Raw genomic sequence first — 23,707 nt, 5'->3', positions numbered from 1 at the left:
TTGAGTACTCCTGCCGTCGTCATCGCCGCGCCCGCGTCGGGCAGCGGCAAGACGACCGTCGCCACCGGTCTCGTGGGCGCTCTGCGAGCCGACGGCGACCGGGTGGCGCCGTTCAAGGTGGGGCCCGACTACATCGACCCCGGATACCACGCGCTCGCCGCGGGACGCCCGGGACGAAACCTGGACGCCGTGCTCGTCGGCGCCGACCGGATCGGTCCGCTGTTCCGCCACGGCTGCGACGGCTGCGACATCGCCGTCGTCGAGGGCGTGATGGGACTGTTCGACGGCAAGATCGACCCCGGTTCGACGGAGCCGTCGGCCGAGGGATCGACCGCGCAGATCGCCGCGTCCCTCGGTGCGCCGGTCGTTCTCGTCGTCGACGCGCGCGGCCACAGCCAGAGCCTGGCCGCCGTCCTGCACGGCTTCTCGACTTACGACGCGGCGGTGCGCATCGGCGGGGTGATCCTCAACCGCGTGGGCAGCGCACGGCACGAGCAGGTGCTGCGGCAGGCGTGCGAGCGGGTGGGTCTGCCGGTGCTCGGTTCGGTGCCGCGCCTGGCCGAACTCGAGGTGCCGTCGCGTCACCTCGGTCTGGTGCCCGCGGTCGAGCACGGCCGCGCCGCGACCGACGCCGTCGGCGCGATGACGGAACTGGCCGCCGCGCACCTGGATCTGTCCGCCATCCGGGCGCTCGCGCGTTCGTCTGTCGACGTGGCCGCGTGGGATCCCGTCGCCGAGATAGGGCTCGCGGCGACCGGACCGCGGCCGGTGATCGCGCTCGCCGGTGGCGTCGCCTTCACGTTCGGCTACGCCGAGCACCGGGAACTGCTCGAGGCCGCGGGGGCGGACGTCGTGACGTTCGATCCGTTGCAGGACGAGTTGCCCTCCGGGACAGTGGGTCTGGTGCTGCCCGGCGGCTTCCCCGAGGAACACGCCGTGGCGCTGTCGTCGAACACCGCTCTGCTGCAGCAGATTCGCCGGCTCGCCGCCGACGGCGCCCCGATCCACGCCGAGTGCGCGGGACTGCTGTACCTCACCCGCAGCCTCGACTGTCACCCGATGGCCGGGGTCATCGACGTCGACGCGCGGTTCGGGTCGCGCCTGACCCTCGGATACCGCGAGGCCGTCGCGGTCACCGACTCGGTGCTCTTCGACGCCGGAACCCGCGTGACGGGGCACGAGTTCCACCGAACCTCGCTCGAGGTCGGAACCGCCGACGGTTTCGGCCCCGCATGGGGATGGCGGGCCTGGGACGCCGGGGCGACCCGGGAGGGCTTCGTGGGCGGGCCCGCCGGCTCGGTGCACGCGTCGTATCTGCACACCCACCCCGCCGGGAACCCGCAGTCCGTCCGCCGATTCGTGGACGCCGCCCGTGGGTGAGCTGTGCGTGGGTGTGGGGGCCGGCAGCGGCGTGCGTGCCGCGGAGATCGTCGCCGCCGTCCGTGACGTGTGCGGCGACGAGCCGGTCGCCGTCCTGGCGACGCTGGACCGGAAAGCGTCGCTGTCGCCGTTCCTGGACGCGGCCCAGATCCTGGGGACCCGCGTGGTCGGCTACCCGCCGGAGCGTCTCGCGGCGGTACCGGTCCCCAACCCGGTGAGCGGGGTCGCCGACGCGGTCGGCACCCCCAGCGTCGCCGAGGCCGCGGCCATCCTCGCCGGCGGCGGGGGAGTGCTGGCCGTGACCAAGCGCGTCACGAATGGCGTCACGGTCGCCGTCGCCCGTAGTGTTTCGAAATCTGTCGAGTGAACATCCGCATGGATAGGGAGAACGGGGAGACGAGTGTCTGCTTCCGCCGGTGACGAGACCAGCTACCTGGTCGGGCTCAACCTGACGGACCGTCGTGTCGTGGTGGTCGGGGGCGGCACCGTCGCGCAACGTCGCCTCGGCCTGCTGGTCGCGTCCGGGGCCCGCGTCCACCTCATCGCCCGCGAGGTCACGCCGTCGGTCGAGGGCATGGCGACGTCCGGACAGATCACGCTGGAACTGCGCGACTATCGCGACGGCGACCTCGACGGCGCCTGGTACGCGATGGCGTGCACCGACGAGCCCGCGACCAACGCGGCGATCGTCGCCGAGGCCGAGCGCAGCCGCGTCTTCTGCGTGCGCGCCGACAGCGCCCGCGAGGGCACCGCGGTCACGCCGGCCACCGGCACCTATGAGGGGCTCAGCATCGGCGTGCTCGCCGGCGGCGCGCATCGTCGATCAGCGGCGGTGCGCACCGCGCTGCTCGAGGCGCTGCAGTCCGGCGCGGTCTCCGACACCGACGAGGCGCCCGCACCCGGCGTCGCGCTCGTCGGCGGCGGCCCGGGCGATCCCGACCTCATCACCGTCCGCGGCAGGCGCCTGCTCGCGCGCGCCGACGTCGTCGTCGCCGACCGTCTCGCGCCGCCGGAGCTGCTGGCCGAGCTCGCCCCGCACGTCGAGGTGATCGACGCGGCGAAGATCCCGTACGGCCGGGCGATGGCGCAGGAGGCGATCAACGCCGCACTGATCGACGGCGCGAAGGCCGGCAAGTTCGTCGTCCGGCTCAAGGGCGGCGACCCGTACGTGTTCGGCCGCGGCTTCGAGGAGCTCGAGGCGTGCGCGGCCGCCGGTGTGCCCGTGACCGTCGTGCCCGGCATCACGAGCGCGATCTCGGTGCCGTCCGCGGCCGGGATCCCCGTCACCCACCGCGGGGTGACGCACGAGTTCGTCGTCGTCAGCGGGCATGTGGCGCCCGACCACCCGGACTCGCTCGTCGACTGGGCGGCGCTGGCGAAGCTGCGCGGGACGATCGTGTTGCTGATGGCGGTCGAGCGGATCGAGCAATTCGCGACCGTCCTCGTCGACGGCGGACGCCCCGCCGACACCCCGGTCACGGTGATCCAGGAGGGCACGCTGCGTACGCAGCGGGTGCTGCGGGCCGACCTCGCGACCGTCGCGGCGCGGGTCCGCGAGGAGAACATCCGCCCGCCGGCGATCGTGGTTATCGGCACTGTGGCCGGATTCTCCGCAGACCCTCGGTAACGTGAACTCTCGTGTCTGACTCCACCGTCGTGAAGTACCCCGTGACCACGCGGGCGTTCGGCCTCGCGATCATCGTCCTCAGCGGCATGCAGCTGATGATGGTGCTCGACGGCACCGTCGCCTCGCTCGCGCTCGCTCGGATCCAGGAGGACCTGGGTCTCAGCGATTCGGGCCGAAACTGGGTCATCACGTCGTACGCGCTCACTTACGGCGGATTGATGCTGCTCGGTGGTCGCCTCGGCGATGCGTTCGGCCGCAAACGCGTCTTCATCGGCGGTGTCGCACTGTTTACCGTGACGTCGTTGCTGTGCGGGCTCGCGGTCAACGAGGCCACCCTCGTCGCCGCACGCGCCCTGCAGGGCGTCGGTGCGGCCATCGCGTCGCCGACGGCGCTGGCGCTGGTGGCCACGACGTTCGCGCCCGGACCGGTGCGCAACCAGGCCATCGCGATCTTCGCGGCGATGACCGGCGTGGGCTCGGTGACCGGCCTGATCATCGGTGGCGCGCTCACCGAGGTGTCGTGGCGGTGGATCTTCCTCATCAACGTCCCGATCGGACTGGTGATCCTGCTGCTCGCGTTCGGGGCGCTCGCCGAGACCGGCGCGGAGCGACTCAAGCTCGACGTGCAGGGCGCGATCCTCGCGACCCTTGGCTGCACCGGCGTCGTGTTCGGATTCACCGAGGGGCCCGAGATGGGCTGGGGCAGCCCGCTGGTGCTCGTCGGCCTGATCGGCGGACTGGTGCTGCTGGGCGCGTTCCTCGCCGTGGAGCGTCGCGCCGAGAACCCACTGTTGCCGTTCTCGCTGTTCCGTGACCGCAGCCGCGTTGCGACGTTCATCGCTATCGCACTCGTCGGCATGGTGATGTTCTCGCTGGCGCCGTTCGTTGCACTGTTCGTCCAGGACATCCTCGGCTATACCCCGCTGCGCGCGGGCATGGCCTTCGTGCCGTTCGCGTTCGGTCTCGGCGGCGCCGCGTTCGTCGCGTCCAAGCTGGCGGTCAAGGTGCAGGCGCGCTGGCTCGTCGTGGCCGGCACCATCCTGACGACCGCCGGCCTCCTGTACGGGTCCACACTCGATTCATCTGCGACGTACGGCGGGAACCTGTTCATGCTGGTCGTTGCGGTCGGCTTCGGCGTCGGCCTCGCGGTGGTGCCACTGCCGCTGTGCGCCATCGCCGGCGTCGGGCAGCACGAGATCGGCCCGCTGGCCGCGATCGCCCAGGTTGCTCAGACCCTGTTCGGCCCGGTCGGCCTCGCGATCGTCGGTGCGATGGCCACGTCGAAGACGCTGTCGCTCGGCGGTGTCTCGGGTGTCGCCGCCGCACGCATGACGCCGGAGCAGCTCTCGGCGCTGAGCGAGGGCTACACGTTCGCGCTGCTGGGCTGCGCGATCCTCGCCGCGCTCGCGGCAGTCGCCGCACTGTTCGTGCGCTTCACCCCCGAGCAGGTCGCGCAGGCGCAGGCCGCGGAGAAGGCGGCGCAGGAGGCCTGATCGTCTGCTGTCGCAGGCATCGCATCCACCATCGGGAATCGATGCCAACCTCACCGCCGGGTCGCCCGCCGCGACCGTGACGGTGAAAATATGGTCGCTGTCCACCGGTGTATGCGTCGTCAACACCAGGGGAGCTGCACCGTCGGCCGCCGGCTCGAGGACGGTGTCGGCTCCGCCTGAATCGAACGGGCGAAGCGCCCAGTCCACATGCGACGCTTCTCGCGCCCCGTCTCGGTCGAGGAGAACCCTTGTCCACGCGGGGAGAGCAGCGACTCGTTCCCGACCCAACCGGTTTCGCGTGCGCTGAGAATCCGATCGTTGTAGGCATCCCCCCAACGACGATTTCGGTTCGCTAGCCATCGACGGGACGCTACCCGCCGCGTCCGCAACATCGGTTACGTCCGATTCCTTTCGAATGCCTCTTGCGCCCGCCTCCCAACAATTTTAGAGTCAGACTCAGATTTGCAGTCGGGTTCAGAATTTGTGCGAACGATTGGATTTCGAGATGACGAGATCGACGCGCGTCGCTGCGCTTCAGATCGAGGCCGAGGTCGGCAACATCGACGCGAACCTGACGATGTGCTCGGGCCTGGTGGAACAGGCTGTCCGCGAGGGCGCCGAGTGGATCGTGCTGCCGGAGTTCTTCTCCACGGGCGTGGCGAACCGGCCGGAGCTGGCCCAGAGCGCGCCGGCCGCGGACGGAGCGCCCACCCGTCTGCTGCGGGATCTGGCCCGTGCACACGGCGTCCACGTCGGAGGTTCGAGCCTCGTGCGCGACGCAGACGGACACGTCCGCAACGCCTTCTTCCTGGCCGGCCCCGACGGTGACATCCTCGGGCGGCACGACAAGGACATCCCGACGATGTGGGAGAGCTCGCTGTACATCGGCGGCGGCGATCCGGGTCGGATCCCCGCCGGGGAGAACACGATCGGCCTGGCGGTGTGCTGGGAGCTGCTGCGCACGCAGACCGCCGAGCGGCTGGCCGGTCAGGTCGACCTGGTGCTGTCCGGGTCCGGCTGGTGGTCGATCCCCGCGCTGCCGCCGCGCCCGTTGACCCGATGGCTGCAGCAGCGCAACAACACCCGCGCCGTCGCGGCGCCGTCCGTGTTCGCGACCTACTGCGGTGCGCCGGTCGTGCACGCGGCCCATTCCGGGCCACTGAACTGTCCGATGCCGCTTCTCGGGATGGCCTACAGCGGCCACTATCAGGGCGGGGCCTCGGTCACCGCGGCGGACGGCACGGTCCTGGCGCTGCGCCGGCGCGACGAGGGTCCCGGGCTCGCGGTCGCCGACGTCGTGCTCGGTCGCTCGGCTCCGCGGCCGCTGCCGGACCGATTCTGGTTGCAGAAACGTGGCGTCCTTCCTGCCCTCGCGTGGGCCTATCAGAACCCCTACGGTCGGGCCCAGTACGCCCGGACCCGCGGACACCAGGCCCATCGGCCCGAGGGGGCCCTCCGATGACCGGCAGCGATGTCACCACAGCGTCGTCGGCGCTCGTCACCACAGCGCCGTCGGCCCTCGTCGTCAGCGGGCTGACCGAGCTCGCCGCGGGCGCGTTGTCGGGCTGGGTCTTCGCCGCGGTCAGGAGGAGGCCGGAGATGATGCGTGCGCTCGGTGTCCGTGCGCCACAACGGATCCGGCAGTGGCATCTCGACCTGGCGATGCTCGGCGGGTTCACGGCGATCTGCGGGATGGCGGTGCCCGCGGCGCCGCGCGTCACCACGACGGCGCTGGCGATCGGCGCCTGGACGAACGCATTCGCGTTTCTGCCGCTGGCGTTCAAACCCGACCTCGAGGACCGGCCGGCGTACCTGGTCTCGGTCGTCGGATCCTTCGTCGCGACGTCGATCGGGTTCTGCGGCATCGCCCGAACGGCACACCGGCGTTACCGCGCGAGGTAGCGTCACCGACAATTTCAGGCATGGACTCCGAGGCAGCAGACGCATCCGGCACCGCCCCCGGGCGTGGGGCCCGGCGTCCGGATCGTCGCCGTGCCCGTACGCGCGGGGCGATCATGACCGCTGCACGTGCCCTGTTCGCCGAGCGGGGCCTGCAGCGCACGACGATCGACGAGATCGCCGGGGCCGCGGACGTCTCGGTGGGTGCGGTGTACTTCCACTTCCAGTCGAAGGAGGGGCTGTACCTCGCGCTCGTCGACCAGGCTCTCGAGGTCAACACCGAGGCGATGACCTCGGTGGATCGGTCCCTCCCTCCTCTCGACCGCGTCCTCGCCGCCGGGCATGCGTACATGCGGTTCGCGCTCGAGTACCCCGAGCATTTCCGGATGGTCGCCTTGCGGGTCCTCGATCCGGTCGCCGACCCGGCGCTGGCAGAAATCGAGGATCGGGTCGCGGCCCGCGTCGAGGCACTCGTCGGGACCGTCGAACAGGATCTGATCGAGGCGATGTCCGACGGCAGCGTCGAGGAGGTGCCCCCGCGCGAGGTCATGCGGTTCCTCTGGGGGGCCTGGAACGGGGTGACCGCGTTGGGCTTCCGGCCGGATCGCCTGCGGCTGACGCCCGACGAGGTGCAGCACACCCTCGAGGTCGGCCAAGGCATCCTCGAAAGCGCGCTACGGCGGCGCTGAGCCCCGGCAATTTCCTCGCGTTGGAATTCGAGCCGGTCGATCCGCGGCTGTAGCGCTAGCGCCGCGCGGCGGCCGGGGGGTGCTCGCGTACCGCCCCGAAGGCGAAGAAGTACGCGGGCAGCCGCGAGACGCCGGGTATCGCGGTGGCGCGTCGGAGCACCGTCGAGACGTCGGCGCGTGGAGCGCCCGCCAGGGCGGGGGAGACGAGCCGGTTGTGAGCGAGCCGCTGCAGCGCCTGCGTCGCCGCCGCGGTCGGCCACCGTCGGACCTGGATCCGGCGCGTGACCTGTTCGGGAACGCTGTCGGCGGGAAGACGATCGGCGAGGTGCCGGGCCGCTGCGACGGCGTCCTCCACGGCCAGATTGATCCCGATTCCGAAGATCGGCGACATCGCATGGGCCGCGTCGCCGATGCACAGCAGCCCCGGGAGGTGCCACCGGCGCAGCCGGTCGAGTCGGACGTCGAGCAGCTTGACCTGGTCCCAGGACTGCAGGGCGCTCATGCGATCGCCCAGCCACGGCGCGGTGTCGAGGAACTGGTCCGCGAACCGGTCCAGGCCGGCGGCGCGGCGCTCGGCGTCCGATCCTTTGGGGATCATCGCCCCGCACTGCCAGTAGTCGCCGCGGTCGATCATCACCGATATGAACCGGTCACCGATGTTTCCGAGCAGCCCTTCCGGGTCCGCGGGGCGGCGGGGTAGCCGGAACCACCACGCGTCCATCGGGCACGGAAACTCCCGTAACCCCAGTTCGGGCAGTTCGCGGGCGAGCGACCCGCGCCCGTCGCACGCCGCCGTGAGCGTTGCGTGCAGCGTGCCGATCTCTCCGTCGGTGGTCCGGTAGCGAACCCCGCAGATGCGACGCCCGTCGTCGAGGAAGGACAGGGCCTCGGTGTTCATTCGGAGCGAGAACGTGGGTTCGGTGCGGGCCTCGTCGGCGAGCAGGTTGAGCAGGTCCCACTGCGGCACCATCGCGATGTAGTTGTGCTTCACCCGCAGAGCATCGATGTGGCCGACGGTCAGCGGCGCACCGCCCCGGCCCACCGGAAGCTGGACCGAGTACACGTGACGTTGGGGTAGCCGCGCGAACCGCTCGCCGAGACCGAGATCGTCCAGCAGGGCGAGCGTGGAGGGATGGACGGTGTCACCGCGGAAGTCGCGCAGGAAGTCGCCGTGCTTCTCGAGGACCGTCACCGGGACGCCGCAGCGGGCCAGCAGCAGCCCCAGAACCATTCCGGCGGGGCCGCCACCCACGATGCAACACGAGGTCCGTTCCATAGCGCTCCTCGTCCCTCAGTGTGCGCCTACCGACCGGACTGTGCGAGCGATGGTGAGGCCACACCCGCAGCGGTAGGCTCGGATCAATCCCGCGGGCGTCGGAACCCCGAGGAGAGCACATGCGGGTTGTTGTCGATCTGACGCGGTGCCAGGGATACGCGCAGTGCGCGTTCCTCGCTCCGGACGTATTCGAGATTCGCGGTGACGAGGCCCTTCTGTACGACCCGGAACCCGATGACGGTCAACGCCTGAACGTGCAGCGCGCTGCGGCGGCCTGCCCGGTTCAGGCATTGCAGGTCGATGGGCCGGGAGGCGACTGGTCGCCCGACGTCCCGGCCTCGGCGCCCGCGCCCTCGACCTCGACCTCGGCGACCGTCGACGAGTTTCGCCGCCACGGGCGGATCGTCGTCGTCGGCTGTTCGCTCGCCGGCCTCCGGGCCGCGGAAGCACTGCGTGCCGGGGGATTCACGGGGTCGCTCACCATGATCGGCGACGAATCCTGCGAGCCGTACGACCGGCCACCGCTGTCGAAGCAGGTCCTCACCGGAATGGTGTCGGCCGACCGCACCGCGCTACCGCACCGCGGTGACCTGGGCGCGGAGTGGCGGCTCGGCGTGGCCGCGACCGGGCTCGATCTGGCCGAGCGCACGGTGGAACTCGCAGACGGCGAACGGGTCCCGTTCGACAAGGTGCTGATCAGCACCGGTGTCCGCGCCCGGCCGTGGCCGGTGCCGGAGCAGGCGGCGCTCGACGGTGCGTGCGTTCTGCACACCCGCGACGACGCCGCCGATCTGCGGCGCCGGCTCGAGTCCCGGCCGGATCGGGTTCTGGTGGTCGGCGCCGGATTCACCGGTACCGAGGTCGCCTCGGCGTGCCGTGAACTCGGCGTCCCGGTGACGGTCGTGGCGTCGGGTCCGGCCCCGCTGTCCGGCGCGCTGGGCGCCGTGATCGGTGACGTGGCGGCCGGTATCCAGCGCGAGCACGGGGTCGATCTGCGGTGCGGTCTCACCGTCGACGCCCTCGAGGGTGACGACAGCGGGCGGCTGCGGGCGGCACGGCTGTCGAACGGTGACGTCGTCGATGCCGACGTCGCGGTGGTCGCCATGGGCGGAATCCGCAACGTGGAGTGGCTCGAGGGGACCGCGCTCGCGAGCGCGCGGTGGGGTGTCGCGTGCGACGCGGGCTGTCGGGCGTTCGACGAGAACGGTCTCGTCACCGACCACGTGTTCGTCGCCGGTGACGTTGCCCGGGCGCCGCACCCGCTGTTCGGATACCAGTTCCTCGCGCTCGAGCACTGGAGCAGCGCCGTCGCGGAGGCCGAGATCGTCGCCCACAACATGATCAGCGGCGAGACCGATCGGTGGCCGAGTCTGCACGTCCCGGCGTTCTGGTCGATCCAGTTCGACCACGACATCAGGTCCGTCGGGGTTCCGCCGATCGCGGACGAGGTGATGGTGGTCGACGGCTCGGTGGCCGAGCGTCGATTCGTCGCCGCCTACGGGTACAAGGGCCGACTGGTGGCGGCGGTCGCGTTCGACGCGGCCAAATGGCTCGACTTCTACCGTGAGGCCATCGAGGCCGCGGCCGCGTTTCCGCCCTCACGCCGCGCGACCGCGACGGGTGAACCGGCCGTTCCGGTGTCGCCGGGCTTCCCGCCCCCGCAGTTCCCGGTCCGGGACGCGACGGTGGTCGTCACCGGACACGAGCCGAGTGCGCGGCGGGCGCGACTGATCCGCCGCTGACGCCCATGCGAGGAGATTCGACGATGGCCGACGCGAGCCTCTTCCAGCAGGTCCTCGACTACCGCAACCGCGCCGACCCGTACCCGCTGTACGCCCGGCTGCGTGAGGAGCCGGTGGTCCGCGAGGCTGACGGTTCGTTCGTCGTCACCCGGTACCGGGCGATCGTCTCGCTGCTGCACGACCCCCGGATGAGCTCGGACATGCGCAATCGTGCCGACCGGTTCGCGGCGGGGCAGGAAGAGGAGCCCGACGAGGTGCCCGGCCTGCCCCCGACGTTCCTCCGACTCGATCCTCCCGATCACGACCGGCTGCGGCGACTGGCGATGCGCGGGTTCGGTCCGCCGCACGCACCGAGGTTGGTCTCCGGGTTGGAGGTCCGGCTCCGCGGCATCGTCACGGCGCTCCTTGACGGCGTCGTCGGGCGCGACCGCATCGATGTCGTCGACGACATCGCCTACCCCTTCCCGGTCGCCGTCATCTGCGGACTGCTCGGCGTGCCGCGCGAGGACGAGCCCCGCTTTCGCGGGTGGGTCGATGCCGTGGTGGGCAGCATGCTCATCACGACGGCCGAACAGCAACGGGCCCGCCGCGAAGCCGTGGCGGCGCTGCGCGGGTACCTGGGCGCGCTGGTGGCGGCGCGCCGCGAGACGCCCGGCACCGATCTGCTGTCCGGGTTCGCCGCCGACGACGGTCCCGACCACTGGACGGACGACGGCGAGCTGCTCGCGACCGCGGCGCTGCTGCTGGTCGCCGGCCACGAGACGACGGTCAACCTGGTCGCGAACGGGATGCTGACGCTGCTCCGGCACCCGGACGCGCTCGACAGGCTCCGGTCGGAGCCGGACTTCGCGATCCGCATGGTCGAGGAGTTGCTGCGCTACGAGCCGCCCGTGCAGCTGGTGTCGTGGCGCACTCCGCTCGAGGACGTCGAGGTCGCGGGCGTGCGCATTCCCGCCGGGGTGCCCGTGACGCTGCTGCTCGCGTCCGGCAACCGCGATCCCGCGCACATCGACGACCCCGACCTGTTCGTCCCCGACCGTCCGACGATCGAGCACCTCGGTTTCGGCGGCGGCATCCACTACTGCTTCGGTGCCCCGCTCGCGCGGCTCGAAGCGCAGGTCGCGCTCACCGAGCTGGCGCGGCGGCTCGAGCGTCCGCGCCTGGTCGTCGACCCGCCGCCCTATCGGCCGAGCCCAGTCTTGCGTGGTCCGCGACACCTGCTCGTCGACGTCGACGGGATCCGGCCGGCCATGTCGGTGTGACGGTGCGGCCGTCAGGTCAGGATGATCAGCTCCGACTCCGACGCCGTTTCGACCCGCAGCCCCGCCTTGGACGCGACGCGGGCGACTCCCTTGATGTCGGTCGGCTCGGCGCGGGTCACGGTGAGTGCCCGCGCGAGCAGTCCCTTGTGGTGCTTGTTGAAGTGGCTGACCACTTTTCGTGAACCGTCGGGCTGCTCGGTGAGGACGGTCGCGATCATCGCGCCCGGGACGGGGCCGAGCTGCTGGTAGGTGCCCGAGCGCAGGTCCACGACCAGTCCGCCGTCGGCCTCGGCGAGCAGTGCGTCGGACAGTTCCGGCCTCCACAGCGACTGCAGCGTGCCGAAGCCGGGCAGCCTGGAGCCGCCGGAGAGCCGGTACGCCGGGATCGGATCACCGGCGCGCACCGCGCCGAACAGGGCCGATCCCATCGCGAGGCGGCGAAACGCCTTCTCCCGCTGGACCTTCGTGAACGACGTCGCGTCGAGGGCGTCGAACAGCACGCCGGTGTACCGCTCGAGGGCGGGACGTGTGGGGGAGACCCACAGCTTGGCGTTGCGGTCGATCTCGTCGGCCTGCTTGGGGCCTAGCCCGAGTGTAAGGTTCGACGCCTCGGTGTCCGTCGACAGGTCGACGAGGGCCTGTGCGAGCAACTCGCGGGTCTCGGTCAGCTGCGGCATCGACAGCTCGCCGAGATCGAGCGGCGCCCCCTTGCCGCCGTCGGACTTCGTTTCGGAAGGGGGAAGCAGCACCAGCACGATAGGTAACCGTACCGGGGCCCCGGAAGCGGGTCCGGCCTCCGCCCCGAGGGGCGGAGGCCGGACCGTGTGCGGAAGTCGGATCAGGCGCGACGACGCAGCGCCAGCGCGGTCAGGCCGACCGCGAGGACGCCACCGACTGCGAACGGAGCGATCGGCAGGCCGCGACCGGCGTCGGGCTCGATGCTGGCGACGTTCTGGATCTCCGGAGCATCGACGACAGCGTTCGCGGCGGCCGGTGCGAAGGTGATCGGGGTCTTGGTGTCCTGGCTGCGGTCGGCGGAACCGTGGGCCATGACCGTGTAGATCGAGCACGCGTTGGCGACACAGTCGACGCCGCCCTGGATCGCCTTGAGGTTCAGCGTGGTGCTCCAGGCGCCGCCCACGATCTGGGTCGGTCGGACGAAGGTCTGTGCGCCCCAGGCGCTCGCGTCGGTGGGCGACCACTTGCCGTCCTGGATGACGCCGACATAGAGGCCGGTGCCGGTCGCGGCGCCGTCGAAGCCGGTGCCGGAGATGGTGATGTTCTCACCCGCGGCGGCGATGTTCGTGGTCTTCGACGCGGTCACCGCGGGTCCGCTGGGCACCACGACGGGCGGGGCGAAGGTGACCGGCGTCCGGGTGTCCTGGGTGCGGTCGCCCAGCGAGTAGTGGTCGGCGAGCGTGTAGATCGAGCACGCGTTCTCGAAGCAGTTCGCGTCGCCCTTGATCGCGGCGGCCTTCAGCGTGGTGGTGAAGCCGCCGTCGACGATCTGGGCGGCCTTGATCCACGCGGAGGAGTTGAAGGCGCTGCTGCTGCTCGGGGAGTACTTGTCGACCTGGGCGAGGCCGACGTAGACGCCCTGGCCGCCCGCGCCGAACCCCGTACCGGTGACGGTGAGGGTCTCACCGTCCGTCAGCCCGGTGGTCTTCGACACTGTCACAGCCGGACCGGCCGGCACCACGACCGGCGGGGCGAAGGTGATGGGCGTCTTGGTGTCCTGGCTGCGGTCGGTGGAGCCGTGGGCCATGACGGTGTAGATCGAGCACGTGTTGGCGACACAGTCCGCGCCACCCTCGATCGCCTTGATGTCGAGGGCGGCGCTCCACGCGCCGCCGACGATCTGGGTCGGGCGGACGAACGTCTGTGCGCCCCACGCGTCGGCATCGGTGAACGACCACTTGTCGTCCTGGATGACGCCGACGTACAGGCCGGTGCCGGCCGCGGCGCCGTCGAAGCCGGTTCCCGAGATGGTGATGTTCTCGCCGTCGGGGGTGATATCGGTCGACTTCGACACCGTGACCTTGGGTACGGGGTTCTCGGTGCCGGGGTCGCTCGAACCGAGGCTGCCGTGTGAGCCGAACGGGCTGCTCTGGGCAGCCGCAACGCCCATCGGGAGCGTGCAGGCGATCGTGGCGGCAACCGCCACGACCGCGGACTTGGTGAACGCGCGCATCTTCCTACTTTCTGGTGGGGGTTCGCCGTCACGGGCGAGATATTAGGTAAAGCTAGCCTTACTTGTGCTGGACGTAAAGGGGGTGACACCTCACCGACGTGTGGATGAATCGCGTTGCACGACAGGGATTCACGGCATGCCGGGGTGAGGGGCATCCGGCTCGGATGCCCCTCACTGAAGGCGAGATCGTGCTAGTTGCGGCGCCGCAGTGCGAAGGTGGTGCCGACCGCGAGCCCGGCTCCGAGCACGCCGCCGATCAACAGCGGGATGATCCACGCTGTGCCGTCGGCAATGGCATCGGACAGGTTGCGGAACGCGGAGGCAACCGAATTCGTCTCGTCCGACGACGAGCCTCCGTCGTCGTTCGATCCGTCGGCCGCCGCCAGTGCAACGTCCTCGGCCTTGTCGGCGTTGGGCGCATTGGGGTCGTCGCCGAAGCTGACGGGGGTCTGGGTGTCCTGGCTGCGGTCACTCGAGCCGTGCGCGGCGATCGTGTAGATCGAGCAGGCGTTCTTGGTGCAGTCCGAATCGCCCTTGACGGCTTGGACATTCATGGTGGTCGTCCACGCGCCGTCCTTGATCCTGCTCGGCGTGATGTACGCCGTTGTCATCCAGACGCCGGCGTCGGTGGTGGAGAACTTGCTCTCCTGGATGAGGCCGACGTAGATGCCGGGCTGCTCACCCGAGAAGCCGGTGCCCGAGATGGTGATCTCCTCGCCGTCGACCTTCAGCCTCTTCGCCTTCGACAGGGTGACGGCCACAGTGTTCGCGGCGCCGGGGGCGCTGGCACCGGTCAGCACGGGCGGGGCCGTGACCGTGCCCGGCGCGACACCGCCGACGAAGCTCACCGGCGTCTTGGTGTCCTGGCTGCGGTCCGAGGAACCGTGGGCCATGACGGTGTAGATCGAGCACGCGTTCCTGATGCAGTCGAAGGCGCCCGACGTGGCGACGAGATCCATCGGGATGGACCAGTTGCCGCCGGAGATCTGCTCCGGCTTGACGAAGGCGGAGGTCATCCACACCGATGCGTCGGAGGAGGAGAAGACATTGTCCTGAACCAGGCCGACGTAGAGGCCGGGGGCGGCGCCGGAGAATCCGGAACCCGAGATCGTCACCGACTCTCCGGACGGGTTGATCTCGCTCGCCTTCGACAGCGACACCGACAGGCCGGCGTTCGCGGTGTAGGTGGTGCCGGGCGCCGCACCGGCCGCTCCGCCGCCGGTGTTAGCCCCGATGCCTGTTCCGCCGCCGGGCTGCTGTGTAACCGGGGGAGCCGTGCCGACGAAGCTGATGGGGGTGACGGTGTCCTGGCTACGGTCGGACGACCCGTGGGCCGCGAGGGTGTAGATCGCGCACGCGTTCGCGACGCAGTCCCCACCGGCGAAGGCGCCGATGACCTCGAGGGTCTTCGAGAAGGAGCCGCCCGGCATGTCGCTCGGCTTGATGAACATCGCGTTGTGGAAGACCGAGGCGTCGGTGTACGAGTAGCGATTCATCTGCGCGACGCCGATGTAGATGCCCGGACCCGTGGTCGAGAAGCCGCTGCCGCGCACGGTGATCCGGTCGCCGGATGCATTCAGCCCGCTGGTCTTGCTCGCGTTGATCTTGGGGCCGTTGCTGGTCGCGGGCGGCGTCGTCGTTGCGGTCGTGGTCGTCGGGTTCGTGGTCGGCTTCGTGGTCGTTGTCGGCTTGGTCGTGGTCGTCGGCTGCGTCGTGGTTGTCGTCGGCGGCGCTGTCGTGGTCGGTGGTGCGGTCGTCGTGGTCGTCGTGGTCGTCGGGGTCGGCGTGGTTGTCGTCGGGGTCGTGGCCGCGAACGTCACTGGCGTCCGGGTGTCCTGGCTACGGTCCGACGAGCCGTGGGCGGCAACCGTGTAGATCGAGCAGGCGTTCACCGTGCAGTCCGAGTTGCCCGCGACGGCCATGACGTCGAGCGTGGTCGACCAGACGCCGCCGATGATTTGGTTCGGGCGGATGAACGCCGTGGTGATCCAGGCGTCGGCGTTGGTGGTCGAGAACTTGTCGTCCTGGACGACGCCGACGTAGATCCCGGGGCCGCTGCTGGAGAACCCGGTCCCCGAGACGGTGACGGACTCGCCGGCGGCCTTCAGGCCGGACGTCTTGGAGACGGTTGTGACCGGAGTGGCGGACACTGCTTGGAGGACGCTGCCTCCGTCCCCTGTCGAGGTGCCGGGGTCGGCAATCGCGATGCCGACCGGCGTCGTCAATGCCACGGCGACTGCCACGGTCGCGATGGCAGCCCTGCTGAACGCGCGCATCTTCCTTCTTCTTCCTGATCACGGCCGCGGTCGCAGCACCCTGGGGTGTCGCGAAGGGAAATGTAGGTGAGCCTAAGATTGCTCAGGCGAGCCTAAGCTACATCACCTGCGGTCGGTTTTGGGAAGTTACGAAATTGCGGCCTCGCCGAGGAGGTGGGCGGCGGTTGTCGATTTGCGGCGAGGATAAGCGGAATGCGATGCCGGTTTGACTGCCGCCGCGTGCCCGGAGGCGTCGGGGTTTCCGCTGGCCGCGCCGGTTTCTGGACGAATGTCCGTTATGTTTTGGTGTGGTGGCTGCCTTCCTGTGGCTGCTGCGCGCCCTGGGGAGGGGTGCGGACTGCACCCTGAAGGGCACATTTCCTATGGCCATCCTTGATGGATCACCTTCACCGACCCGGCGGGCTCGACTGTTCGCGGGTGTCGGCGCGGCCGCGTTCGCGGTCGCCGCACTCGTCACCGGGGCGGGTCCGGCTACGGCGGACACCGTCACCGACACAATCGCGGTCGGCTCGTCTCCGAATGGTGTGGCGGTCACCCCGGACGGGTCCCGCGCCTACGTCACCAACCGGACCAGCGGCACGGTGTCGGTGATCGACACCGCCACGAACACCGTCGTCGGCGCACCCGTCCCGGTCGGCGCGAATCCGATCGGGGTCGCGGTCACCCCGGACGGGTCCCGCGCCTACGTCACCAGCCAGTCCGGTGGCACGGTGTCGGTGATCGACACCGCCACGAACACCGTCGTCGGCGCACCCGTCCCGGTCGGCGCGAATCCGATCGGGGTCGCGGTCACCCCGGACGGGTCCCGCGCCTACATCGCCAACTGGGACAGCGGCACGGTGTCGGTGATCGACACCGCCACGGACACGGTGGCGACCGTCCCGGTCGGCTCAACTCCGTTCGGGGTGGCGGTCACCCCGGACGGGTCCCGCGCCTACATCACCAACCAGAGCACCAACTCGGTGTCGGTGATCGACACCGCCACGAACGCCGTGGCCGCGACCGTCCGGGTCGACGAATGGCCGGCCGGGGTGGCAATCACCCCGGACGGGGCCCGCGCCTACATCACCAGCTTTGACGGCGGCACGGTGTCGGTGATCGACACCGTCACCAATACCCTCGCCGCGACCGTCCCGGTCGACTCGCAGCCGTATGGGGTGGCGATCACCCCGGATGGGTCCCGCGCCTACGTCACCAACGATGGCAGCGGCACGGTTTCGGTGATCGACACCGCCACGGGCACCGTGGCCGCGACCGTCCCGGTCGGCTCGGATCCGGTCGGGGTGGCGGTCACCCCGGACGGGTCCCGCGCCTACGTCGCCAACCATGGCAGCGGCACGGTGTCGGTGATCGCGATCGAGCAGGCACCCACCCTCACAGGAACCCCCGCGGCCGGGGCCGTCGACCAGATCTACAGTCACGCCTTCACCGTCACAGGCCGACCCGCCCCGACCGTGACCGTCACTGCCGGCACCCTGCCCGACGGCCTGACCGTCTCCCCGGAGGGGGTGCTGTCCGGAACCCCCACCGTCGGTGGGCGATTCGAGTTCACCCTCACCGCATCCAACGGCATCGACCAGGATGCCTCCCTGCCGGTCGTCCTCGACATCGCCGTCCCCGCGACCGGGCCACTCGGATCGCTCGGATCGCTCGGATCGGTAGGCTCCCTGACCTGGACCTCCTGACCGAACAGGACCGCCGCACACGCGCAGTGGCCGCCCACCCCGACCGGGGTGGGCGGCCACTGTCCTTCGCGCCGACAGCGCAACAGGAAAGTGACGCTGTCCGCCACCGCACCGAAAGGCATTCGACCGGCGGTGCACGCCCCACATCAGCGACAGAGCACGACACGCCTGGAATTCGTCCAAGTGGATCAGCGTGTCCTGCCGATCCTCGCTGCATCGCGACGGCTGTGCAACGGATCGTCACGGAGCACCGGGCGTGTGGATCTGCGTCGCCAGCCAGGGCAACGCGTCGGCGAACCCCTGTGCGGCGAACTGCCACGTGTGACGGCCGTTCGATGTGTGCACGCTGCACGTGATTCCGACCGACTGCGCGGTCGCGCACAACTGTTCGGCGGCGCCGGTCTCGCCCGAGTCGTGGGTGCCGTCCTGTCCGCCGAGGCCGTCGCGTCCCGAACTCGGCGGTGGGGCGGACGGCGACGGACCGGGCCGGGGCGGAACGTCGCTGTCCTGGAACCAGCCCGTGACGCCCTGGTACGGGCCGTGCCCGATCATCACCTTCGTCGGGTCGAACCGGTCGCGCAGCGCGGCGTCGCCGCCGTAGAGCCGGTCGAGCGTCTGTTCGTCGGTACCGGCCGTGGGGCCGATGTCGCCGGCGATGTCCTCGAACGTCGTGAACAGGTCGGGGTGCATGACCGCCAGGTCGGCCGCGCACGTGCCGCCCATAGACCACCCGACTACCCCCCAGTTCGTGGGATCGGCGGACGCCCCGAACGTCGAGATCACGTACGGACGGACGTCGTCGACGAGATGCGACGCCGAGTTGCCGCGGGGCCCGTCCACACACTCGGTGTCGTTGTTGAAACTGCCGCCGGCGTCGACGAACGCCAGGATCGGGGCCTGCCCGCCGTGGGCCTGCGCGTAGTCGTCGACGGTCTGGATTGCGTTGCCGGTTCGCAGCCAGTCCGCGGCCGTGTTGAACTCGCCGCCGACCATCATCAGGACCGGCAGCTTCGGCGGTGCGTCCCCGGCGAACCACGCCGGCGGTAGGTACACGTACTCGGTGCGGTGCTTGAAGCCGCTCGCGTTGTCGGGGATGTCGACGGCGACGACCTTTCCGGTCGACATCGTCGTGCTCCGCAGGCCGGGCAGATCCGACGCAACCACCTGGTCCGGAACCGGTCCGGCCGTCGCAGCGGCCCACGCCACCTGCACAGTGGGGTAATAGCCGACCCACTGGTTCAGCGTCAACGCCACGCAGGTGAACGTCAACGGGACCAGCACGATCGACAGGGCGCGCCGCCACCAACGAGTGCCCCGCCAGCCCAGGACTGCGACGGCGAGCGACCCGACGAACACCGCAGACCACAGCCACAGCTGCATGGGTGCAGGATCCGACGCCAGGCCCTGCTGATCGACGAACCAGTGCGCTATCGCCGCGACCGCCACCCCGAACGCCGCGGTCACCGGCACCCACAACATCCACCAGCGCCGACTGCTCCGCACGAGTACGGCGATCAACACCACGACGGTGACGATCTCGATCGTCAGCGGCAGCCACCCGCCCAGCAGCGAGATCCCGGACGATCCGCTGTGGTAGCCGCCCGCCGGCGGTGCGGGCGCCGCGAGAGGGGCGGGTGACGAAGTGATCGCAGCCACTCCTCCAGTGTGGTGCGCAAACCTGGCAGCCCGCTGTGAACCTCCTTCCCGATCGCCGACAGCGCCCTCGATCGGTCTCACGAGCTCGACCACTGCGCCCTCGATCGGTCTCGCGAGCTCGACCACTGCGCCCTCGATCGGTCTCGCGAGCTCGACCGACTAGGCTGCTACAACGTGATCACCCGCATGTCGCACCTGTTCCTCCGCACGCTCCGCGACGACCCGGCCGACGCCGAGGTCGCCAGCCACAAGCTGCTGGTTCGCGCCGGCTACGTGCGGCGCATCGCGCCAGGCGTCTACTCGTGGCTGCCACTCGGCCTGAAGGTGCTGCGCGAGGTGGAGCGCGTGGTCCGCGAGGAGATGAACGGGATCGGAGCGCAGGAGATCCTGCTGCCCGCGCTGTTGCCGCGCGATCCCTACGAGACGTCGAACCGGTGGACCGAGTACGGCGACGGCCTGTTCCGGCTGAAGGACCGCAAGGGCAACGACATGATGCTCGGCCCGACGCACGAGGAGCTGTTCGCCCTCACCGTGAAGGGCGAGTACAACTCGTACAAGGACTTCCCGGTCACCCTGTACCAGGTGCAGACCAAGTACCGCGACGAGGAGCGTCCGCGCGCCGGCATCCTGCGCGGCCGCGAGTTCGTCATGAAGGACTCCTACAGCTTCGACCTCACCGACGAGGGCCTCGCCGAGTCGTACAAGGCGCACCGCGACGCCTACGAGAAGATCTTCCAGCGCCTCGGCGTCAAGTACGTGATCGTGTCCGCGACGTCGGGCGCGATGGGTGGCAGTGCCTCGGAGGAGTTCCTCGCCGAGAGCGAGATCGGCGAGGACACCTACGTCCGCTGCGTCGAATCCGGCTACGCGGCCAACGTCGAGGCCGTCAAGACGCTCGCCCCGGCGCCGATCCCGTTCGACGGCCTGCCGGAGGCCAAGGTCCACGACACCCCCGACACCCCGACCATCGATGCGCTCGTCGAGTGGGCCAACTCCGCGGGGCTGGGACGCACGATCACCGGCGCCGACACCCTCAAGAACATCATCGTCAAGACCCGCGTGCCGGGCGGCGAGTGGGAACTGCTCGGCATCGGCATCCCGGGTGACCGCGAGGTGGACGACAAGCGCCTCGAGGCGTCCCTCGAGCCCGCCGAGGTCGCGCTGCTCACCGACGAGGACTTCGCGAAGCATCCGTTCCTCGCCAAGGGGTACATCGGTCCGAAGGCGCTGCTGGACAATGAGGTTCGCTACCTCGTCGATCCTCGCGTGGTCGACGGCACGTCGTGGATCACCGGCGCCGACGTCGTCGGCAAGCACTACGTCGACCTGGTCGCCGGCCGCGACTTCACCCCCGACGGCACTATCGAGGCCGCCGAGGTCCGTGACGGCGATCCGTCGCCGGACGGTGCGGGCCAGCTGGTCGCTGCCCGCGGCATCGAGATCGGCCACGTCTTCCAGCTGGGCCGCAAGTACACCGACGCGTTCGCCGTCGACGTGCTCGGCGAGAACGGCAAGCCGGTGCGCCCGACCATGGGCTCGTACGGTGTCGGCGTCTCCCGCCTGGTCGCGGTCATCGCCGAGCAGCACCATGACGACAAGGGCCTCCGCTGGCCTGCGGAGGTCACGCCGTTCGACGTGCACCTGGTCATCGCGAACAAGGACGAGGCCGCCCGCGAGGGTGCCGAGGCGCTGGCCGCCGAGCTCGACAAGGCCGGCGTCGAGGTCCTGTTCGACGACCGCAAGGCGTCCCCGGGCGTGAAGTTCAAGGACTCCGAGCTGATCGGTGTCCCGCTGGTCGTGGTCGTGGGCCGCGGCTACTCCGACGGCAAGGTGGAGCTGCGCGACCGCTTCACCAGCGAGGCGCGTGAGATCGCCGCCGACGGAGCGCTCGCCGAGATCCTGGCAGCCGTCCGGGGCTGAACAACCAGCTCCTGACCCCGCGTTTTGCGCACTTTTCGGTCCCGATCGGGTGACCGTGACACCGGTTAGTGCGCAAAACGCGGGGTGGCGCCGTCCGATCCGGAGGACAGTGGAGGCTGCGACCTCGACCGGGGCGCAGACTCACGCTGCGGAGGGTGAGGACGGTGGACCGAGTGCTGCTGAATCCGCACGACTACGACCCGACGGTGTTCGACCCGAACACGCGCCGGTTGCTGCGGGCGACGATCGACTGGTTCGAGGCCCGCGGCAAACGACGACTCCTACAGGACGACCTGCACGCGGTGTGGACGCGGGACTTCCTGGACTTCGTCGGCCGCGAGAAGTTGTTCGCGACGTTCCTGACGCCCGCCGCCGAATCGGGCGGTGACCCCAACAAGCGGTGGGACGCGGCCCGCAACGCGGCGCTCAGCGAGATCCTGGGCTTCTACGGCCTCGCGTACTGGTACGTGTGGCAGGTGACGGTGCTGGGGCTCGGGCCGATCTGGATGAGCACCAACGCGGCGGCCCGCGAGCGCGCCGCCGAACAACTCGACGCGGGCGGCGTCATGGCGTTCGGGCTGTCCGAGCGTGAGCACGGCGCCGACGTGTACTCCACCGACATGCTCCTCACACCGGCCGAGGACGGAACCGCCGCCTTCCGTGCGAACGGCACCAAGTACTACATCGGCAACGGCAACGTCGCCGGCATGGTGTCGGTGTTCGGTCGCCGCACCGACGTCGAGGGCGCCGACGGGTACGTCTTCTTCGTCGCCGACAGCCACCACCTGCACTACCGGCTGATCGACAACGTCGTGCACGGGCAGATGTACGTGAGCACGTTCGCGCTGCGGGACTACCCGGTGCGCGAGGAGGACATCCTGCATACCGGCGCGGACGCGTTCTCGGCGGCGCTCAACACGGTCAACATCGGCAAGTTCAACCTGTGCACGGCGTCGATCGGCATGTGCGAGCACGCGTTCTTCGAGGCGATCACGCACGCGCACAACAGGATTCTCTACGGAAAGCGCGTCACCGACTTCCCGCACGTGCGCTCGAACTTCGTCGACGCCTACACCCGCCTGGTCGCGATGAAGCTCTTCAGCGCGCGCGCCGTCGACTACTTCCGCAGCGCCGGTCCGGAGGACCGTCGCTACCTGCTGTTCAACCCGATGACCAAGGCGAAGGTCACCTCCGAGGGCGAGGCGGTGGTGGCGCTGCTGCACGACGTCATCGCCGCAAAGGGATACGAGAAGGACACCTACTTCCGCGAGGCCGCCGAGCTGATCGGCACCCTGCCGAAACTCGAGGGCACGGTGCACGTCAACGTCGGGCTGATCCTCAAGTTCATGCCGAACTATCTGTTCAACCCCGTCGACTACCCGGCCGTCGGCACCCGCGACGACGCCGCGGACGACGTGTTCTTCTGGGAACAGGGGCCCGCGCGCGGCGCCGCGAAGGTGCAGTTCCACGACTGGACGCGCGTCTACACCGAGCACTCGGACATCCCCAACGTCGAACGCTTCCTCGAGCAGGCGCTGGCGCTGCGGGAGCTGCTGGCGACGGCCGGGCCCGACGACGCGCAGCGCGAGGATCTCGACTTCCTGCTCACCGTGGGGCACCTGTTCGAACTGGTCGTCTATGGGCAGCTGATCCTCGAGCAGGCCGACGTCGTCGACCTCGGTCGTGACCTGATCGAGCAGATCTTCGACGTGCAGATCCGGGACTTCTCGCGGTATGCCGTTGCGCTGCACGGAAAACCGTCGTCCACGGACGCGCAACAGCAGTGGGCGCTCGATGCGATCCGCAAGCCCGTCGTCGACTCCGAACGATTCGCGCGGGTGTGGGAGCAGGTCGCCGGCTACGAGGGCGCCTACGAGATGCGACCTTAGGCTGGGTTCATGGCTGATCCCGATAGCACCGAACGCACACAGTGGGCCGAGGTCGACGACTACCTCGTCGAGACCGTCGTGGGCGTGGACGACGACCTCACCGCGGCGCTGGGCGCGAACGCCGCGGCCGAACTACCTCCGATCGACGTGTCCCCGCCGCAGGGCAAGTTCCTGAACCTGTTGGCGCGGATGGTCGGTGCGACCCGGGTGCTCGAGATCGGCACGCTGGGCGGGTACAGCACCATCTGGCTCGCACGCGCGGTGGGCGAGGCCGGTCGCGTCGTGACGCTCGAGTACGAACCGAAACATGCCGCGGTGGCCCGGGCGAACCTCGATCGGGCCGGTGTCGGGAGCCGGGTCGACATCCGGATCGGTGCCGCACTGGACACGTTGCCGGGCGTCGAGGCCGACGGCATGGGGCCGTTCGACCTGGTGTTCATCGACGCCGACAAGGTCAACAACTCCAACTATGTGCGCTGGGCGCTGCGAATGTCGCGGCCCGGCACCGTGATCGTCGTGGACAACGTCGTCCGTGGGGGAGGGGTGTCCAATCCCGATCTCGACGACGAGGCGGTGCGGGCCAGTCGCGAGGTGCTGGGCCTGCTGGCCGACGAACCCCGCGTCGATGCGACCGCGTTACAGACCGTCGGGTCCAAAGGGTGGGACGGGTTCGCCTTCGCGCTGGTCGTCGACTGACGCCGGATATTGCAGCGAACTACCTG

18 protein-coding genes and 1 pseudogene are annotated in these 23,707 nt (G+C 69.9%); 13 read left to right on the top strand and 6 right to left on the bottom strand.

The window, feature by feature from the left end; translation table 11 throughout:
- From ABI214_RS04620 to ABI214_RS04605, 4 genes are all read left to right on the top strand, one after another.
- Entirely contained in the window at positions 1-1,380 is a 1,380-nt protein-coding gene (locus ABI214_RS04620; RefSeq protein ID WP_348606588.1) for a cobyrinate a,c-diamide synthase, read from the top strand.
- On the top strand, positions 1,373-1,747 hold the full coding sequence (locus ABI214_RS04615) for a cobalamin biosynthesis protein (RefSeq protein ID WP_348606586.1): 375 nt from the start codon (positions 1,373-1,375) through the stop codon (positions 1,745-1,747). The genes ABI214_RS04620 and ABI214_RS04615 overlap by 8 nt, the downstream gene beginning before the upstream one ends.
- A 33-nt stretch (positions 1,748-1,780) precedes the next feature.
- Entirely contained in the window at positions 1,781-3,007 is a 1,227-nt protein-coding gene (cobA, locus tag ABI214_RS04610; RefSeq protein ID WP_348606584.1) for a uroporphyrinogen-III C-methyltransferase, read from the top strand.
- An 86-nt stretch (positions 3,008-3,093) separates the two neighbouring features.
- Positions 3,094-4,500 (top strand): MFS transporter, encoded by a 1,407-nt coding sequence (locus ABI214_RS04605; RefSeq protein ID WP_408586782.1) that lies wholly within the window; start codon positions 3,094-3,096, stop codon positions 4,498-4,500.
- Here the strand turns inward: ABI214_RS04605 and ABI214_RS04600 are convergent.
- A pseudogene (locus ABI214_RS04600) lies at positions 4,399-4,860 on the bottom strand (DUF6226 family protein); the annotation flags it as partial. The gene ABI214_RS04605 and the pseudogene ABI214_RS04600 sit on opposite strands and share 102 nt — an antisense overlap.
- Before the next feature lie 145 nt (positions 4,861-5,005).
- Between ABI214_RS04600 and ABI214_RS04595 the strand changes: the two are divergent.
- From ABI214_RS04595 to ABI214_RS04585, 3 genes are all read left to right on the top strand, one after another.
- Entirely contained in the window at positions 5,006-5,962 is a 957-nt protein-coding gene (locus tag ABI214_RS04595) for a carbon-nitrogen hydrolase family protein (protein WP_348606583.1), read from the top strand.
- The gene (locus tag ABI214_RS04590; RefSeq protein ID WP_348606582.1) at positions 5,959-6,402 is read left to right on the top strand and encodes a hypothetical protein; all 444 of its coding nucleotides are present in this window, start codon (positions 5,959-5,961) and stop codon (positions 6,400-6,402) included. The genes ABI214_RS04595 and ABI214_RS04590 overlap by 4 nt, the downstream gene beginning before the upstream one ends.
- Before the next feature lie 113 nt (positions 6,403-6,515).
- Positions 6,516-7,088, top strand: a complete 573-nt coding sequence (locus tag ABI214_RS04585) for a TetR/AcrR family transcriptional regulator (protein ID WP_348606581.1) — start codon at positions 6,516-6,518, stop codon at positions 7,086-7,088.
- Positions 7,089-7,143: 55 nt separating this feature from the next.
- Here ABI214_RS04585 and ABI214_RS04580 read toward each other — a convergent pair whose 3' ends face one another.
- A complete protein-coding gene (locus ABI214_RS04580; RefSeq protein WP_348606579.1) occupies positions 7,144-8,364 on the bottom strand; it encodes an FAD-dependent oxidoreductase in 1,221 nt (406 codons plus the stop codon).
- 119 nt (positions 8,365-8,483) lie between these two features.
- On the opposite strand from ABI214_RS04580, the gene ABI214_RS04575 reads away from it, so the two are divergent.
- Both ABI214_RS04575 and ABI214_RS04570 read left to right on the top strand, forming a co-directional pair.
- Complete coding sequence (locus ABI214_RS04575; RefSeq protein ID WP_348606577.1) at positions 8,484-10,106, top strand: FAD-dependent oxidoreductase; 1,623 nt, start codon at positions 8,484-8,486, stop codon at positions 10,104-10,106.
- 23 nt (positions 10,107-10,129) lie between these two features.
- Positions 10,130-11,368: a cytochrome P450 gene (locus tag ABI214_RS04570; RefSeq protein WP_348606575.1), complete on the top strand. Its 1,239-nt coding sequence runs from the start codon at positions 10,130-10,132 to the stop codon at positions 11,366-11,368.
- Between the two features lie 11 nt (positions 11,369-11,379).
- Here ABI214_RS04570 and yaaA read toward each other — a convergent pair whose 3' ends face one another.
- From yaaA to ABI214_RS04555, 3 genes are all read right to left on the bottom strand, one after another.
- Positions 11,380-12,123, bottom strand: coding sequence for a peroxide stress protein YaaA (gene yaaA / locus ABI214_RS04565; protein ID WP_348606573.1), 744 nt, complete (start codon positions 12,121-12,123; stop codon positions 11,380-11,382).
- 83 nt (positions 12,124-12,206) lie between these two features.
- Positions 12,207-13,559, bottom strand: a complete 1,353-nt coding sequence (locus tag ABI214_RS04560; protein WP_348606571.1) for a hypothetical protein — start codon at positions 13,557-13,559, stop codon at positions 12,207-12,209.
- Positions 13,560-13,750: 191 nt separating this feature from the next.
- On the bottom strand, positions 13,751-15,835 hold the full coding sequence (locus ABI214_RS04555) for a hypothetical protein (RefSeq protein WP_348606569.1): 2,085 nt from the start codon (positions 15,833-15,835) through the stop codon (positions 13,751-13,753).
- 290 nt (positions 15,836-16,125) lie between these two features.
- On the opposite strand from ABI214_RS04555, the gene ABI214_RS04550 reads away from it, so the two are divergent.
- A complete protein-coding gene (locus tag ABI214_RS04550; protein WP_348606567.1) occupies positions 16,126-17,520 on the top strand; it encodes a beta-propeller fold lactonase family protein in 1,395 nt (464 codons plus the stop codon).
- 240 nt (positions 17,521-17,760) lie between these two features.
- On the opposite strand, the gene ABI214_RS25425 is transcribed toward ABI214_RS04550, so the two are convergent.
- Entirely contained in the window at positions 17,761-18,645 is an 885-nt protein-coding gene (locus ABI214_RS25425) for an alpha/beta hydrolase (RefSeq protein ID WP_431357159.1), read from the bottom strand.
- A 705-nt stretch (positions 18,646-19,350) separates the two neighbouring features.
- On the opposite strand from ABI214_RS25425, the gene ABI214_RS04540 reads away from it, so the two are divergent.
- From ABI214_RS04540 to ABI214_RS04530, 3 genes are all read left to right on the top strand, one after another.
- Positions 19,351-21,096, top strand: a complete 1,746-nt coding sequence (locus ABI214_RS04540; protein ID WP_348606563.1) for a proline--tRNA ligase — start codon at positions 19,351-19,353, stop codon at positions 21,094-21,096.
- 164 nt (positions 21,097-21,260) lie between these two features.
- Positions 21,261-22,985, top strand: a complete 1,725-nt coding sequence (locus tag ABI214_RS04535; protein WP_408586785.1) for an acyl-CoA dehydrogenase family protein — start codon at positions 21,261-21,263, stop codon at positions 22,983-22,985.
- 9 nt (positions 22,986-22,994) lie between these two features.
- Complete coding sequence (locus ABI214_RS04530; RefSeq protein WP_348606559.1) at positions 22,995-23,681, top strand: O-methyltransferase; 687 nt, start codon at positions 22,995-22,997, stop codon at positions 23,679-23,681.
- Positions 23,682-23,707 lie beyond the last annotated feature (26 nt).

The organism is Prescottella soli (assembly GCF_040024445.1).
GTDB lineage: Bacteria > Actinomycetota > Actinomycetes > Mycobacteriales > Mycobacteriaceae > Prescottella > Prescottella soli.
This window is presented reverse-complemented; position numbering and strand designations above follow the sequence as displayed.